We start from the raw sequence: 15805 nt of genomic DNA, 5'->3' as shown, positions 1-15805 counted from the left end.
TGAAGGGGTTGCAGGAAAGGGTGTGGGGCGCGGACGTTTGTACAGTGGTTACCTGGGAAGGATATCAGCCTGCGGGCGGGTTGCGCGGACAAGAGAGTGGACTTCCCTTCTCCTCCGCGCTTGAAACAAACTAAGTATACGGCTAGGGTACCATCCAGTCAATTTAATTTCGGGGTAAGTGAATACATCCCCCTGTTTATGCCACCCCGGACGCGGCTTTGAAAATTCCATTTGTCCGGTTAATGCTGCGTTTATCAGGAGTTAGCTTGCATCGAATTTGAGCCGGGTAATGGATTGAAGCTCAACTCGTGACATGTTCTGGTGTATTCCCTGGTAACAAGGACTTCCGCTTGAATGGAAGGGCCTTCATGGCCTTGATATGATGCACACGCAATGGAGCGAAAAGAACAGTTACGGCGATTGCTAAGCAAGGTTAACGCACTCATTGAGGCGATGCGTTACAGCATTAGCTCGGCACGTCCTGACGACGTTTGGAAGTACAGTAGCTATAGGACCTTCATTGCTAAGTATAATGACTTGGCCAATGAAGCAGTACCTCTCCTACCAGCAGGACCCCAAATCTACGGCTTCGACCTGAGCAGGATACCCGGCCATGGGGACACAATTGGTATTCAGCAAAAAAGCTACTTCGACCAAGCGCATTCCAGCGTTCTCCTACTCAAGTCGACGCTAGAAGGTGAGATCGGTTATGCCGAAGACGAAACGCATAGGCTAACAGCCTTTATACGGGACAATCTGCGCAAAGCTGTGTATGGCACGCCCGAAAGGGAAGTGGATATTCAAAACAGCATAGAGACGCTTCTTGTTGGTAGAGGCATGGCCAAGGGCCTGTCCTACGACCGAGAAACGGGCCGCGTGAAGACTTCTGGCAAGGAATCTATTCCAGATTTTGTTTTTCCGGACTTTAAACTTTGCCTTGAGGTCAAACTCATCAAAACTTCTGAGAAGCTGAAGGCCATCGTGGATGAGATTAACGCGGACATCCGCATGTACAGCAATCGTTACGACCGACAACTCTACGTTGTGTACGACATTGGAGTGATACGGGACGAGGCGGAATTCAAACACGATCTGGAGAGCGCGCCGGGAGTAACAGTCCTCATCGTTAAGCATTGACCGTGTTTTGCTGATTTGCATCTAGTCAACGGGCAGAGGCTGGAAATCTCCGATCAGTCAAATAGATGAGGTTGGTCGCAAGAAGCTCCCCTCTCAGTGGACGCGTAGTTGGCTTATCGGACAAGTAAAAACCACTTATCCGATAAGCATGTCAATGGGGACTTACACGGTAATCCTGCCATCTTAGTCCTCGTCATTGCCCTCTTCCCAACCCGGTTTCTTGCTAAGGTCCACCTTTAACTCCTCTTTGAGAAGATGTGCCAGGTCATCCGGGGATATTGCAGAGATGTTGTCGGACACAATTCTCCGGTCGCCGTCGTTTTCCCAATCCTCGATATACCTCTCAAGTCGCAGAGTGGGTCCGTTGTTCCAGACTGGCCGGATGAAGCCCTTCTCCTCGAAGTACAGACCTGTCCCCGTGCTCATCGGCTTCAACGTGCAGTATGGAACGATGGCCGGATGCTTCTTCAAGAAGCTCATGAGAGCCTGAACGAGGTCTACTCGCTGCTGTAGGGCTTGCAACCTTCGGTTGAGCTTATTCTCCGACACAGGATCGGACCTTCTTCCCCCCGGAGCTACATGCTATCACCGGCTAGTATATCTACCGCGTTGGAATCTTGATTTCGTTTCTCTCCGGGCGTTTCATACTACGGGATAGAGAGTGCCCTCAGTGAAGTCTATAGGGGGATAGACGAAGCCCCGCACCAATTGGATGTGTAGTTGGCTTACCGGACATGTGAAAACCAGTTGTCCGGTTAGCGCGTTAATCAGGAGTCATGGCTCACCAAGCTGCAGGTGCAAGTTGTAGAATGCCGATACGACGCCTGCCATAAGGTTGCTGGCGAAAGGCTTCACGAGTAATCTGTTAAGTTGAACGAAGGCCGTCAAGCGGGCGCAAGAGTTGTACCTCGCGTACGGCCAGATGAAATAGGTGGGTGTTCTAACCTCGCTATCGAAATCCACGACATCAACTTGGCTAGGTGTGTCCGAAATACTTCTACTGCTGTTCGGTGTGCTTCTCGTTATCGGTCTTGTCGGCGAGTATCGCGAAAACCTCAAGCGGTGGGTTAAAGTCTTCGAAATGTTTGTGATTATCGGTGTCGCTGGCGAACTACTAGCCGATGGCGGAATTTTCGCGTTATCGAGGCACCTTGAGACTATAGCTAACGGTGAAATAGCAGCGCTGACCCAGCAGGCAGCGGTTGCGAATCAACATGCGGCTAAAGCAAATGATCGAGCGGCACAAGGTGAAGCCCTTGCGAAAGGATTCGAGGCTCAGATAGCATCCGCTGGAAATAGTGCCGCACAAGCAAATCAGAAAGCTGAAAGTGAAAGGTTAGCCCGGGCACGTCTGGAAAACAAAATGAAACCGCGTCATCTGACGACGGAGCAACAAGCCAAGCTCGCGAGGATCTTGGGAGATGAACCAAATCCTATTTCAATTTACTCTCAAATGTTGGATAGCGAGAGTGGCGACTATGCGGACGACTTCACCGTCGCGTTCAAATCCGCCAAGTGGCAGACCTTCGGCCCGAATAGGTCAAGGATGACTCGCGATCAAGGTATTGAGATCGGCACTCTTGCACCTGGCACACCGGCTGCGAAGCGCATGGTCGAGAGGATTCAAAAAGCGTTTGGCGAAGTTAACGTAACCGCACGCGTAACCTACTTCAGTGGTGATGATCAGAGGATGGCCGGACGATTCGAGAACAATGTCCTGTACTTGATAATCGACCACAAAGAAGATGTTGTTCCAACAGATGTCCGAAAATGAGGTAGGTGACTGAAGTCGTCTGTTTATAGCACACCGAATGGATAACTCCTGAGTAGTCGGATTACCGGACATCTGCCGTTCCAGTACCCCAGATGTCCGGTTAGCAGCGTTAATTGGGCGTTGGGAAAGTTATCTCCGGATGCTAGGCTTAGGTGTCTTAACTCGCTGTTGGTCGAAAACTCAATCCCAGGACCTTCCGCATATGATGGCTGTTCCAGAAAAACCAGCAACGATGCAAGTCGCACTTTCGACTATCCTCCCCTTTGTTGTTGGGCTCTGCGCCACTCGGGTCACGATGGTCATTGGTGAGCGATATGGGATGGACACATTGCCCTTCGTCATGGTGGGATGGTGCGTGGCGCTGTTCGTCTCCGCTACCTGGCTCAATCAGGTCGTATTCCGTCGCACAAAAACGCTTCTTCCTTTCCTGGCTGCTCTCGTAGCCATTCTCTTAATCTGGTTTTGGCAGAGGCAGGCTTTCACAATGCTCGTTCCACGTTCGGGTCTCACGTACGGATATTTCCTGACGCCGGATGGGGCGGAGGCTGGATTCTGGGTTCTCACCTGTCCATTCAGGACGGGTTTGACTTGCCTATCGGTTTGCTTCATAGCCGCACTGGTTTCAGGCTGGCGTGCTGGCGGTCGTCGTACGTTGGCCTGCATGATTCCGTGGTGGCTCACGGCGTTTCTAATCTTCGCGCTGCCTTCGATGTACTTCGACGCGCAAGGAAACGCCTCCGTGTTCATCTGACGACCGTTTAGGCGGGCTCCTGCTGTTTGTTACGCCGCAAACTTTTCAGCCCCTGGGGAATCTCTCTCCGGACTTTTTCGGCGGCCGGGGCAGACTCGCGCGGCGTCAGTGCGTCGCTTGCTTGTCCATCCACTGCTTCATGTGCGCTTCCAGCACGTTCAGCGGCACCGCTCCATTTTCCAGCACAGCATCATGAAACTTGCGAATGTCGAACTTTGCGCCGAGCTTTGTCTCAGCCTCGTGGCGCAACTCGCGGATCTTCAGCTGGCCGAGCTTGTAGGCCAGGGCCTGGCCGGGCCACACGATGTAGCGGTCCACTTCGACGGTGACGTCCTGATCGGTCTTGCCAGTGTGGTCGCGGAAATAATCGATGGCCTGCTGGCGGCTCCAGCCCATGGAGTGCATCCCGGTATCCACCACCAGGCGCACAGCGCGCCACATTTCATAGGCGAGCTGCCCGAATTGGGAATAGGGATCGCTGTAGAAGCCCATCTCCTCGCCCAGGCTTTCGGAATAGAGCCCCCAGCCTTCCACAAAAGCCGAGTAACCGATGTACCGCCGGAATTCCGGAACGTTTTCGAGCTCCTGCGCCAGGGCGATCTGCAGATGGTGCCCCGGGACGGACTCGTGCATGGAGAGCGCTTCCATCTCCCACTTGGGGCGGGCCTCGAGCTTGTAGGTGTTCACGAAAAACTGGCCCGCGCGGCCGGCCTGCGGCGCGCCCGGCTGGTAATACGCCGTCGTCTGCGAGGGCGCCTTGAAGGCCGGAATGGGCGTGACGCCGTAGGGCAGCCGCGGCAGCTTGCCGAAGAGCGGCGCGAGCTGCGGATCGATCTTCTTGGCGATGATGCGGTAGCCGTTGACGAGATCTTCCGGCTTATCGTAAAAAAAGCGCGGGTCGGTGCGCAGGAATTCCGTGAAGTCGTGGAAGCTGCCCCGGAAGCCGGAGGCGGCGATGACCTGGTCCATCTCCGCGCGGATGCGCTGCACTTCGGCGAGGCCGATGGCGTGGATCTGCTGCGGCGTCAGATTCGTGGTGGTCTGCCAGCGCACGCGGAAGGCATAGGCGGCCTGGCCGTCGGGGAGCGCGGTGGCCGCGATGCTTTCGCGGCACGCCGGGAGATACGTCTCCGCGAGATAGTCATGCAGCTTGCGGAAGGCCGGGGCGACGCCGCTCGTGTAAACCGTCTTCGCGCGCTCGGTGAGCCGCGCCCGCTCGGGCTCCGGAAATCCCGCCGGAAACTGCGTGAAGGGCGCGAGCAGCGCGCTGGCCAGCGGATCGGCGGGAACGAGATCGGCAACCTGCTTCGGCAGATCGCGCAGCGGCACACGCGGCGGGGTGTAGCCGCGCTTCAGGCCCTCTTGCAGCAGGGCCTGGGTCTGCTCGACTGCGCGGGGCAGCGCTTCCAGCCGCGCCAGGATGTCCTCGTAGTCGGCCACCGTCTGGTGCGGCGTGAGGGCCAGCGTGCTGGCAGCCCGTGCCCCGATGCTCTCCATCTGGTTCACCGGCATCCACAGATTGCACTGCGCCACGCTCTGGAAGGGCATGGGATCGTCGCCGTACTGCTGCCCCTCTTCCGCGGCCTCCAGAAGCTGGCGGTAGAGGTCGTAGTTCAGGCGCTCGCTTTCCGGCAGGGCTGTGCGCGAAATGGCCTGCAGCCGGGCCAGGCTGTCATCCAGCAGGCGCTTGCGCCGCGCGATGCCTTCCGGGGAATCGTCGGTCCAGCGGCGGTTCTGCCCGGGAAAGCCCACCTCGGTGGCTATCTCCGGAGCCTCGGCCATCCAGCGCTTCCAGTCGTCCTCGAGATACACGCGGAATTTGCGCGCGGCTTCCTGCGGCGCGTCCGCGGCGCTCCTGGCTTGCGCCATCACCGCGCGCGGCAGGGCCAGCAGCCCGCCGGCAATCACCAGCACCAGAATCAGCAGAATGCGCATCACGCTTCCCTCCCCGCGCCGCGAGCCGGTTCTTTCGCGCGTTCCGCGGCCAGCAGCACGATGAGCCGCGCGGTCTCTTCGGCGTTCATGGCGGTGTTATCCACGAAGACGGCATCGGGGGCGCGCAGGAGCGGAGAAACTTTGCGCTCGCGGTCGCGCTGGTCGCGCTCGTGCACTTCCTCGAGCACCTCGTCCAGCGGCATGCTTTCGCCCTTTTCCTGGTGCTCTTTCCAGCGGCGCTCGGCGCGCACTTCCGGCGAGGCGTCCAGGAAAATCTTCAGCTCGGCGCGGGGGAAGACGACGGTGCCGATGTCGCGGCCTTCCATGACCACGCCGCCGCCGGCGCCGGCGCGCTGCTGCTCGGCGACCAGCACGGCGCGCACGCCGGCGATGGTCGCCAGGCGCGAGGCGGCCTGGGCCACCTGGTCCGTGCGGATCTCCGCGGTCACTTCGCGGCCGTCGAGAAAGACGCGGTTCTTCACTCCCGCGGCGATCTGCTCCGCCGAGGGCGCGCGCAGCTCGACGTGCGTCTCCCGCGCCAGGGCGTCGAGTTGCGCCTCGTCTTCCAGAGGCACGCCGCGCTCGAGGGCCTTCAGCGCCAGGGCGCGGTACATCGCGCCGCTGTCCAGATACAGATACCCGAGCAGCTCAGCGACGCGCCGCGCCACGCTGCTCTTGCCCGAGCCCGCCGGGCCGTCAATCGCGATGGTGAGTTTGGCCATGAAGCGGCTGGTGAAATCGTCGTTCAGTAGGCCACGATGTTCGAGCCGCAATCCACGTACAGCGTTTCGCCGGTGATGCCCGAGCCGCCGTCGGAGAGCAGGAAGCTGGCTGCGGCGCCGACCTCGCTGGGCTCGACGTTGCGCTTGAGCGGGGCGCGCTCGGCCTGGGCGCGGAGCATTTCGCCGAAGCCGGAGATGCCGCGGGAGGCCAGGGTCTTGATGGGCCCGGCAGAGATGGCGTTGACGCGGATGTTTTTGGGGCCGAGGTCGTTGGCCAGGTAGCGCACGGTGGCTTCCAGTGCGGCCTTGGCCACGCCCATGACGTTGTAGCGCGGGACGACTTTTTCCGCGCCATAGTAGGTCATGGTGATGACGCTGCCGCCCGCAGTCATCAGCGGAGCCGCGCCGCGTGTCACCGCCACCAGGGAATAGACGCTGATGTCGTGGGCGATGCGGAAGCCCTCGCGCGAGGTGTCCACGAACGCGCCCTTGAGGTCGGCTTCCGGGGCGAAGGCCACGCTGTGCACCAGGCCGTGCAGCACGCCGTAGCGCTCCTTGAGCTTGGCGAAGAGCTGCGTGATCTGCTCGTCGCTGGAGACGTCGCACATGAAGCCCGCGGCGCCGGGGAGCTCGGCGATGAGGTCGCGCGCCTCCATCTCCAGGCGCTCGTTCATGTAGGTGATGGCGAGCTGCCAGCCGTCGGCGTGGAGTTTCTGGGCGATGGCCCAGGCGATGCTGCGCTTGTTGGCCAGCCCGAAAACAACCGCGGTCTTCTTGGTATCCGTCATTCCGCTTCCCCCAGAGGGCGGGCTGCTTCCCGCCCAATTACTAAAGAGTTAAATTCTATGGAACGCGCGCTCAATCTCCTTCAGCGAATAACGCAGGACCACCGGGCGGCCGTGCGGGCAGCTCATCGGGGCGTCGGTGCGGGCCAGCTCCGCGAGCAGCCACTCCATCTTGGTCTGGTCCAGCGGCATGTTCACTTTAATGGCTGCGTGGCACGCCGCCGAGGCCGCAATTTTGGCCTGCAGGGTGGCGATGGAGATGGCCGCGTTTTCGCGCTCGAGGCCGTCGAGAATTTCCGTGAGCAGCTGCTCGGCGTCGGCGGCGGCGATGCCCGCGGGCACCGCCTGGATGGCCACGCTGCGCGGGCCCATGGGCTCGACCTCGAAGCCGTTGGCGTTGAGCTCCTCGGCGATTTTTTCGAAGACCACCACCTGGCGCGGAGCCAGTTCTACCACAAGGGGCACGAGCATGCGCTGGCATTCCACTTTGCCGGCGCGGCGCGCTTCCAGGTGCTGCTCGAAGAGCACGCGCTCGTGGGCCACGTGCTGGTCGATGAGCCACAGGCCCTGAGCGTTGACCGCGACGATAAAGCTGGAGCTGACCTGGCCGAGCGGCTTGAGGTCGGCGATCTGGCCGGGGCTGGGCAGCGAGGCCGGGGCGTCGCCGTAGGCCGCGGCGGCGGTGCCGGGCCAGTCCATCACCGGGGTGACGCGCGGGGCATCAGGAAACGCCGTGCCGGGCTCGAAGGAGAAGCGCTGCTCGACGGGCGGCAGCGGCGCGGCGGTCAGGTCGAATGCGCCGTAGCCGCCGTCCGAGCCGGCACCGGTGCCGCCATCGGAGCCGATGCCGGTGCCGACGCCAAGCTCCCCGATGGGTGGAATGATGGCGCGCGGCGGGCCTGGCAGCGCGCCTTCCGAAGCAGCGGCGCCCTGCGGCGCACCGTGGGTCACACCGGGCACGCCGGCGGCCGCGGCGAAGCTGGCGATGGAGCGCGCTTTGGTGAGCGCCTGGCGGATGGCGTCGCGGGTGAAATCGTGCACGAACTGCGGATGGCGAAAGCGCACCTCGACCTTGGCCGGGTGCACGTTCACGTCCACCTCGTCGTAAGGCATCTCGAGGAACAGCAGCACGGCGGGAAAAACCGCGGGCGGCAGGATGTTGCGATAGGCCTCGTGAATGGCGTGCAGGATCAGGCGGTCGCGCACCAGGCGGCGGTTCACAAAGATGTAGATGCCGTTGCGGTTGGGGCGCTGCACTTCGGGGCGCGAGGTGAAGCCGGTGGCGGTGAGCGTGGCGGCTTCCTCGCCGGCTTCCAGCGCCGGCTCGGTGATCGCGGCGCGGAAGGGCGCGGAGGCCGCCGGAATCTCCACCAGTTCGTCGAGGGCCTGGCGGCCGAAGAGCTGGTAGACGCGGTCGGAGAGCCGCTCCGCCGGAGGGCAGTTGACGATCTCCTGCGTGGGCGTTGTCAGAACGAAGTGGCGCTCGGGATTAGCCAGGGCGTAATGGGTGACGAGCGAGGCGATGTGCCCCAGCTCGGTCGAATCCGACTTCAGGAACTTGCGGCGCGCCGGCACGCAGTAGAAGATGTCGGCCACGCTGACGGAGACCGCGGCGATGGTGGGCAGGGCTTCGCCGCGAAAGCCGAGGGTGGAGATGGAGAGCAGATCGTCGGCGGTGCGCAGCTTGCTGGTGGCGTGGCGCTCGAAGGCCAGCAGGGCGTCGTCGTGCATCATGCCGTGGCCCTCGTCGATGACGCGGATCATGCGCTTGCCGCCGGCTTCGACCTCAATGCGGATGGTCTTGGCGCCGGCGTCCAGCGCGTTCTCCAGCAGCTCCTTGACGACGGATGCCGGGCGCTCGATGACCTCGCCCGCGGCGATCTTGTTCGCTACTGCCTCCGGCAATATGCGTATGCGCGACATTTGCAGCTTATTCTCTCGTCTCCGGCATCGTTCGTCATCAAGAAACCGGGGACTGCGCGGTTTCTTCCAGCTTTACCGCCCTCTAATATCTTTAAAATAAGGAAAATAGAGAAAATAAAGAAAGATAAATATCAGAGCATAGGCGGTCACAAGGCCTAGCCCTACATAGAATAAGAACCTGTTTTTTCTCCTCCGCCAGGCAATTACAATGAATGCGGCCAGAAAAACACCGAAACGCAAAACACCTTCGATCCATTGGGATAGATTCGGCATCCCCCGGTCATTTATCGCCAGGCTTTATGGCGATGCCCAATTGGTCGAGTTGATCTTTGTCCACGCCGGAGGGCGACTCGGCCATGAGATCGACGGCGGCGGTGGTTTTGGCGAAGGCCACCACTTCGCGGATCGATTTTTCGCCGGCGAGGAGCATGACCACGCGGTCCATGCCCAGGGCGATGCCGCCGTGGGGCGGCGTGCCGTAGGTCAGGGCGTCGAGGAAGAAGCCGAAGCGGCGGCGCAACTGCTCCTCGCTGAGGCCTAAGGCGCGGAAGAGGCGCTCCTGAATGTCCTGGCGGTGGATGCGGATGCTGCCGGAGCCGAGCTCGACGCCGTTGAGCACCAGGTCGTAGCCCTTGGAACGCACTTCCCACGGCGCGGATTCGAGCTTGTCCAGGTCCTCGTCCACGATGCCGGTGAAGGGATGCTGCGCGCTGACCCAGCGCTTGTCCGATTCGCTCCAATCAAAGAGCGGGAAGCCGGTGAGCCAGAGGAATTTCCATTGAGATTTGTCGATGACGCCGAGCGCTTCGCCGAGCTGCAGGCGCAGTTGCCCGGCGACCAGCGCGGCGGCTTCCGTGCCCTTGATCTGCTCCTTGGCGGAGACGGCGACGACGAGGTCGCCGGTCTTCGCGCCGCAGGCCGCGGCGAGCTTTTTCACGTTGTCCGCACCGATCAGTTTTTCGACCGTGGAGGTGACGCCCTCGGGCGCGAGCTTCACGAAATAAGCGCCGCGCGCGCCGCTGGATTTGGCCTTTTCCACCAGCTCGTCGAGCTGCTTGCGGGAATAGCCAGCCGCGCCGGGCGCGGCGAGGGCGAAGACGCTGCCTTCGATCTGCAGCTTGGCCTTGGCTTCGGGCGGGAAGCAGTCCGTGACCTCGTGCAGCTCCATGCCGAAGCGCAGGTCCGGCTTGTCGCTGCCGTATCTGCGGATGGCGTCCTTGTAGAGCATGTGCGGGAAGGGCGCCTGGGCTTTGATTCCGGCCACGGCGCAGGCGCGCACCATCACGGCTTCGATCACGCCGAAGATGTCTTCTTGGCGGGGGAAGGACATCTCCACGTCGAGCTGGGTGAACTCCGGCTGGCGGTCGGCGCGCAGGTCCTCATCGCGGAAGCACTTGACGATCTGGAAGTAGCGGTCGAGGCCGCCGATCATCAGAATCTGCTTGAAGATCTGCGGGGACTGCGGGAGGGCGTAGAACTGGCCATGGTGCACGCGGCTGGGCACGAGGTAGTCGCGCGCGCCTTCGGGAGTGGAGCGCGTGAGCATGGGCGTTTCGACTTCGAGGAAGCCCAGCTCGTCCATGACCTTGCGGATTTCGAGGATGACCTTGTGGCGCAGCGCGAGGTTGCGGTGCGGCTTGGGCCGGCGCAGGTCGAGATAGCGGAAGCGCAGGCGCGTTTCTTCGGTGGCGTTGATCTCTTCCTCGATGGGGAAGGGCGGGGTCTTGGCGTTGTTCAGGATGTGCAGTTTGCCGGCGATGATTTCGACTTCGCCGGTGGCCAGGTCGGGGTTGGCCTTCTGGCGGCGGATGATCTTGCCTTCGACGGCGACGACGAATTCCGAGCGGGCCTGCTCGGCCTTGGCGTGGGCCGCGGGCTGGGTCTCCTTGTTGAAGACCACCTGGACGATGCCGGCGCGGTCGCGCAGGTCGAGAAAGAGCAGATTGCCGAGGTCGCGGCGGCGCGCCACCCAGCCCATGACGATGACGTCGCGGCCGTCGTCAGCCGCGCGCAGTTCGCCGCAGTAGTGTGTACGTTTCAGATTACCCAGAAAGTCGAGCAAGTCGTTCTCTCCTCTAGTTGCACGGGCTGAAGCTTGTGCGCTTTGCGCCGTGCCTGAGTGTACGCTGCATAGGCTCCCGACCGAGTCGGGACAAGTTCCGCCTGTGCTACCAAGGCCAATTGCCTATTTCGCGGGGATCGCCGTGACCACTTCCGCTTCGCTCAACTTGCGCTGCGTGCCGTCGGCGAGGGTCTTGAGCGTCCACTGGCCGCTCGAGACTTCGTCCTCGCCTAGGATCAAAGCATACTTCGCGCCGAGCTTGTCCGCGTGGCCCAGGGCCTTGCCGAATTTCTGCTCCGTGCCGGGCAGCTCGACCGAGCAGCCGGCCTCGCGCAAAAGCTTGGCCGCGCGCACCGCCGTAGCATAGGCTTTTTCGCCCATCCAGGCGATGTAGACGTCGCGGCCGCACACAGCCGGGGCCTTGCCGCTCTCCTGCAGGGAAAGGATCAGGCGGTCCTCGCCGATGGCGAAGCCGATGCCCTTGGTGGGATGGCCGCCGAGCAGCTCGACCAAGCCGTCGTAGCGCCCGCCGCCGCAGACGGCGTTCTGCGAACCCAGGCCCGGAGCGATGATTTCGAAGGTGGTGCGCATGTAGTAGTCGAGGCCGCGCACGAGGCGCCAGTTTTCCTCGAAAGCGACGCCGCGCAGATCGAGTTCCCGCTTCACCGCGGCGTAGTGTTTCGCGCAGGCGTCGCAGAGGTGCGCGGCGATGCGCGGCAGCGCGGCGATGAGGGCCTGCTCGCTCTCGAGCTTGGAATCGAGGACACGCAGGGGGTTGGTTTCGATGCGCCGCTGGCTATCCGGGCCGAGTTTTTCTTTGACTTTGGAAAGCTCCGCGCGCAGCAGCTCGACGTACTTGGGGCGGCAGTCGCGGCAGCCGATGGAGTTGAGGTGCAGCTTTGCGCCTTCGAGGCCCAGCCTGGCGAAGAAGACCATAACCATTTCGATCACTTCGGCGTCAATCGCGGGAGCGTCGCTGCCGCCGAGAACTTCCGCGCCGATCTGGTAGAACTGGCGGTAGCGGCCCTTCTGCGGGCGCTCGCGGCGGAACATCGGCCCCAGGTAGTACAGTTTCACGGGAGCGGGCAGCGCGTGCATGCCGTGCTCGATGTAGGCGCGGCAGACGCTGGCGGTGGCTTCGGGGCGCAGGCTCACACTGGTCTCATCGCGGTCCGCGAACGAGTACATCTCCTTGGAGACGACATCGGTGTCGAGTCCGATGGAGCGGGCGAAGAGGTCCGTTTGCTCGAAAATCGGAACGCGGATTTCGCCGAAGCCGAACGTGCTGAAAACCGCATGAGCGGTCTGTTCGACGCGGTTCCACAGCGCGGTCTCCGGGGGGAGGAGATCGCGCGTGCCGCGGATGGCTTGAAATTTGGTCTTGGTCGCCATAAAAGACTAAGAGAGATTCCTCGTTCCGCAAACCCATCCGGAACGCAAAAAACGCGCTCCGTAAACCTGTTCGGAGCGCAAAACCCGCGCTTCGCTCGGAATGACGGTGAGGAGAAGTCGAGCTGACAAGAGAGTTTCGCTCACTCGGCTGACTCCTGGCGATAGATCTTGGCGTACCCGACGTAGCGCTGGGCGTGCTGCGCGATCGTAGCTTTTTCGCTCTCGGTGAGCGTGCGTTTGACCTTGCCGGGCGCGCCCATGACCAGGCTGCCCGGAGGGATGACGGTGCGCTCGGGAATCAGCGAGCCGGCGGCGACGATGCTGCCGGTGCCGATCTTGGCGCCATTGAGAACGATGGCGCCGATGCCGATGAGGCAGCAGGGCTCGATGGTGCAGCCGTGCAGCATCACGCCGTGGCCGATGGTCACGTCGTCGCCCAGAATGAGTTCGTACTCGTCGCGCATGACGTGCAGAACGGAAGCGTCCTGCACGCTGGTGCGCGCGCCGATGCGGATAGAGTCCACGTCGCCGCGGATGACCACGTTGGGCCAGACGCTGGAGTCTTCGCCAATGGTCACGTCGCCGATGATCACCGCGGTGGGGTGGACAAAGACGGAGGCGGCGATCTGCGGGTGCTTGCCACGATACGGTCGAATCATGCTATTTCCTTGATTCCTCGGCACATACGTGGACCCATCGCGTACTGCGCCGGAACCCCAAAAAGTGCACACACGTAGCCACGCCAAGATAACATCCGGCTCCCGAACTGACAAGGAAGGCGCTACGCTCGGCCCTAGTCCCAGCGCTTCAAACGCGGCCACAGCTGTTGGAGGGTCCCGAACTTCGGCCGGCGGCACAGATACACGTCGAAATGCTGGTAGGGCATGGAGAGCGGGTGATAGACGGAGCCGACCTTCTCAACGCTTTCGAATTCCTGCGACAACGTCGCGTACGTGTCGTCCATCACGATCATGCATTCGCCGGTATAGCCGCGCGAACCCCAGTAGTAGTAACTCTGATGACCGGAGATAGCGTTTGGCAGGCCCATTTTCGCGCCGAAGAAATCGATCGCGCCGGCTTGGCCATAGTTCTGGGCAAAGATCGCGCAGCTCTTGCGCTCTTCCGGCGGCAAGTTGAAGTAGGCGTTAGCCACGACTTGCGCCATCTCCTTCCAGCCAAACTGATCGGCATAGAGCTGCGGCAGGGGCCCCTGCTTGTGATTTTCGATCTTGACAGGAGCCAGGTGCATGAATTTCGAATACGCGATGTATTGCGGCACGCTGAGCATCGGAAAATAAAAGAACGGCGCGAGGATTGCGGCCGTCACCGCGAGCACCGCGATATACGCGGGCTTCAGCCAGTTCCAGGAGTGCCGCTCGGCCCATTCCTGGAAGGCCATGGCACCGGCCGCAAACAGCATGGGATAGGCCGGCGCCAAATAATAGATGCGTCCGTGCAGCGCCAGCATGCAGACCAGGATCACCACGTAAGTGATGCCCAGGACGCGGATGCCCCGGCCTTCGCGATCCCGCAAGAGACGCCACAACCCGGCAATCCAGAGCGGCGCAGCGAGCGGGTGCATGGCAAAAAGCTGCGCCAGCAGAAAGCCGATCACGCCGAGCTCCGTGTTGCGCCCGCTTTTTTGGATGTTTTGCAGCAGTTCGATCGTCGGGAAATGCCGGTGAATCTCCCAGACAAGATTCGGCAAAAAGATCAGCAGGGCAATCAACCCCCCGAGCCAGATCCACGGCTGTGCAAGGTGACGCCTCTGCTTCGTCAGCAACAAGCCGACAAACAAACCAAAACCGAAGAAGAGCATGGAGTGCTTGTTCTGCAAGCCCATGCCGGCAACCACGCCAAACAGCAGCCAGAGCTTCGGGCTCGCACCATTGAAGATTTTCAAAACAACGAGCGCGCAGGCCATCCAGAAGCAGGGCTCAAAGACGTTCATCGTGAGGAGAGAATCGAGGCCAAGATAGAGCGGAGCGAAGATCACGGCCACGCAGGCGAGAGTCATCGCGTAGCGCCGCGCGCCGAGTTCCTTTGCGATCAGGCCGGCAAGGAGCACCTTCAACCCAGCGGCCAGCGCCGGCAGAAACCGCAGCGCGTGGAGCGAATCGCCGAGCGTGACGCGCTCGAGCCAGGTGATCACGGCGATCAGCGGGGCCTGGTCGACGTACCCCCAAGCGAGATGATGGCTGCAGGCAAGGTAGTAGAGCTCGTCCACGAAGTAGCCATAGCGGCCGTTGACAAGCATGTGCAGAAAAAACAGCGCAAGAGAGAGCCCACCGAGAAGCGCCGCTTCTCCGCGGCGGGACCCGCCGGGCGTTCGCTCAGTTTCCACAATAACCTCTCCGTGTAGGAACGAAATTCCAGACAGGAATGTTCCGGGCGAAGATTAAGAGCATTGCGGAGCACACTCCAGAAGTGCTCAGTCGATCTGGATCTGGGGGCCGGCGGCGGCGGCGCTGACAGCTTCGAGGCGTGCCACGACGGCGCGGGCCATGGCGTAGAGACTCTTCGCAGCGGGGCCGGCTTCGCCGGCAGCCGCGACAGGCTGGCCGGTATCGCCGCCGATGCGGATGCGCGGATCGACCTCGATTTCGCCGAGGACCGGGACGCCGTAGGCCAGCGCCGTGCGCGCGCCCTCGCCATGGCCGAAGATGTCCACAGGTTTCTGGCAATGCGGGCAGATGAACGCGCTCATGTTCTCGACCACGCCGAGAACTTCCACATTGACCTGGCGGAACATCTCAATGGCTTTGCGGACGTCGGCCAGGGCCACGACCGACGGGGTGGTCACGACCACGGCGCCGGTGACCGGCACGGTCTGGATCAGCGTCAACTGCACGTCGCCGGTGCCCGGGGGGAGATCCACGATGAGGTAGTCCAGCTCGCCCCACTGCACGCTGCGCAGGAACTGCTGGATGACGCTGTGCAGCATCGGGCCGCGCCAAATCATGGGGCGGTCGCCGGGGCTGAGCAGGCCCATGGAGATCATCTTTATGCCCTGGGCTTCGACGGGAAAGATCTTGCGGTCTTCGGTGGCGCGGGGCTCGGCGGTGGAGCCGAGCATCAGCGGCACGTTAGGGCCGTAGACGTCGGCATCGAGCAGGCCGACGCGGTAGCCGAGCTGGGTGAGGGCCAAGGCGAGGTTCACGGCGACGGTGGTTTTGCCCACGCCGCCTTTGCCGCTGGCCACGGCGACAAGATTCTTCACGCCCGGGATGGGCATTTTTTCCTGCTGCTGCGGCATCGGTGCTGGGGGCATATGTTCAAGCTCTCCTGATCAAACGTAGGGAAATTCCTCGCGGAGCTTACACC

General features: G+C 61.8%; 13 protein-coding genes. 3 read left to right on the top strand and 10 right to left on the bottom strand.

Annotated features, from left to right (window positions below):
* Positions 1-393: 393 nt before the first annotated feature.
* The gene (locus LAN61_15985; GenBank protein ID MBZ5542016.1) at positions 394-1137 is read left to right on the top strand and encodes a hypothetical protein; all 744 of its coding nucleotides are present in this window, start codon (positions 394-396) and stop codon (positions 1135-1137) included.
* A gap of 183 nt (positions 1138-1320) precedes the next feature.
* Here LAN61_15985 and LAN61_15980 read toward each other — a convergent pair whose 3' ends face one another.
* Entirely contained in the window at positions 1321-1686 is a 366-nt protein-coding gene (locus LAN61_15980; GenBank protein MBZ5542015.1) for a hypothetical protein, read from the bottom strand.
* A gap of 382 nt (positions 1687-2068) precedes the next feature.
* Between LAN61_15980 and LAN61_15975 the strand changes: the two genes are divergently transcribed.
* Together LAN61_15975 and LAN61_15970 are read left to right on the top strand one after the other, a co-directional pair.
* The gene (locus LAN61_15975; GenBank protein ID MBZ5542014.1) at positions 2069-2911 is read left to right on the top strand and encodes a hypothetical protein; all 843 of its coding nucleotides are present in this window, start codon (positions 2069-2071) and stop codon (positions 2909-2911) included.
* A 202-nt stretch (positions 2912-3113) separates the two neighbouring features.
* Positions 3114-3662 carry a hypothetical protein gene (locus LAN61_15970; GenBank protein ID MBZ5542013.1) on the top strand — a complete coding sequence of 183 codons (549 nt, stop codon included), beginning with the start codon at positions 3114-3116 and terminating at the stop codon, positions 3660-3662.
* A gap of 105 nt (positions 3663-3767) precedes the next feature.
* Here LAN61_15970 and LAN61_15965 read toward each other — a convergent pair whose 3' ends face one another.
* From LAN61_15965 to LAN61_15925, 9 genes are all read right to left on the bottom strand, one after another.
* Positions 3768-5600 carry a DUF885 domain-containing protein gene (locus LAN61_15965; GenBank protein ID MBZ5542012.1) on the bottom strand — a complete coding sequence of 611 codons (1833 nt, stop codon included), beginning with the start codon at positions 5598-5600 and terminating at the stop codon, positions 3768-3770.
* On the bottom strand, positions 5597-6319 hold the full coding sequence (gene cmk / locus LAN61_15960; GenBank protein MBZ5542011.1) for a (d)CMP kinase: 723 nt from the start codon (positions 6317-6319) through the stop codon (positions 5597-5599). Before cmk ends, LAN61_15965 begins: the two co-directional genes overlap by 4 nt.
* Positions 6320-6342: 23 nt before the next feature.
* A complete protein-coding gene (locus tag LAN61_15955; protein MBZ5542010.1) occupies positions 6343-7107 on the bottom strand; it encodes an enoyl-ACP reductase in 765 nt (254 codons plus the stop codon).
* A gap of 48 nt (positions 7108-7155) precedes the next feature.
* Entirely contained in the window at positions 7156-9027 is a 1872-nt protein-coding gene (gene mutL / locus LAN61_15950) for a DNA mismatch repair endonuclease MutL (protein MBZ5542009.1), read from the bottom strand.
* A gap of 280 nt (positions 9028-9307) precedes the next feature.
* Positions 9308-11089, bottom strand: coding sequence for an aspartate--tRNA ligase (aspS, locus tag LAN61_15945; protein ID MBZ5542008.1), 1782 nt, complete (start codon positions 11087-11089; stop codon positions 9308-9310).
* A 123-nt stretch (positions 11090-11212) separates the two neighbouring features.
* Entirely contained in the window at positions 11213-12481 is a 1269-nt protein-coding gene (gene hisS, locus LAN61_15940) for a histidine--tRNA ligase (protein MBZ5542007.1), read from the bottom strand.
* Positions 12482-12621: 140 nt separating this feature from the next.
* On the bottom strand, positions 12622-13140 hold the full coding sequence (locus LAN61_15935; GenBank protein ID MBZ5542006.1) for a gamma carbonic anhydrase family protein: 519 nt from the start codon (positions 13138-13140) through the stop codon (positions 12622-12624).
* A gap of 134 nt (positions 13141-13274) precedes the next feature.
* Positions 13275-14825 carry a glycosyltransferase family 39 protein gene (locus tag LAN61_15930; protein MBZ5542005.1) on the bottom strand — a complete coding sequence of 517 codons (1551 nt, stop codon included), beginning with the start codon at positions 14823-14825 and terminating at the stop codon, positions 13275-13277.
* 87 nt (positions 14826-14912) lie between these two features.
* Positions 14913-15737: an Mrp/NBP35 family ATP-binding protein gene (locus LAN61_15925; protein MBZ5542004.1), complete on the bottom strand. Its 825-nt coding sequence runs from the start codon at positions 15735-15737 to the stop codon at positions 14913-14915.
* Between the last annotated feature and the right edge of the window lie 68 nt (positions 15738-15805).

This window comes from Terriglobia bacterium (genome assembly GCA_020072785.1).
Classification (GTDB): domain Bacteria; phylum Acidobacteriota; class Terriglobia; order Acidiferrales; family UBA7541; genus Acidiferrum.
Note: the sequence above shows the minus strand (reverse complement) of the source record. Positions and strands in the feature narration are given on the sequence as shown.

Bases quoted from the DNA above. Each gene is read 5' to 3' on its own strand.
- LAN61_15985 (MBZ5542016.1), top strand. From the start codon at position 394: ATGGAGCGAAAAGAACAGTTACGGCGATTGCTAAGCAAGGTTAACGCA.
- LAN61_15970 (MBZ5542013.1), top strand. From the start codon at position 3,114: ATGATGGCTGTTCCAGAAAAACCAGCAACGATGCAAGTCGCACTTTCG.
- cmk (MBZ5542011.1), bottom strand. From the start codon at position 6,319: ATGGCCAAACTCACCATCGCGATTGACGGCCCGGCGGGCTCGGGCAAG.
- LAN61_15955 (MBZ5542010.1), bottom strand. From the start codon at position 7,107: ATGACGGATACCAAGAAGACCGCGGTTGTTTTCGGGCTGGCCAACAAG.
- mutL (MBZ5542009.1), bottom strand. From the start codon at position 9,027: ATGTCGCGCATACGCATATTGCCGGAGGCAGTAGCGAACAAGATCGCC.
- hisS (MBZ5542007.1), bottom strand. From the start codon at position 12,481: ATGGCGACCAAGACCAAATTTCAAGCCATCCGCGGCACGCGCGATCTC.
- LAN61_15935 (MBZ5542006.1), bottom strand. From the start codon at position 13,140: ATGATTCGACCGTATCGTGGCAAGCACCCGCAGATCGCCGCCTCCGTC.
- LAN61_15925 (MBZ5542004.1), bottom strand. From the start codon at position 15,737: ATGCCGCAGCAGCAGGAAAAAATGCCCATCCCGGGCGTGAAGAATCTT.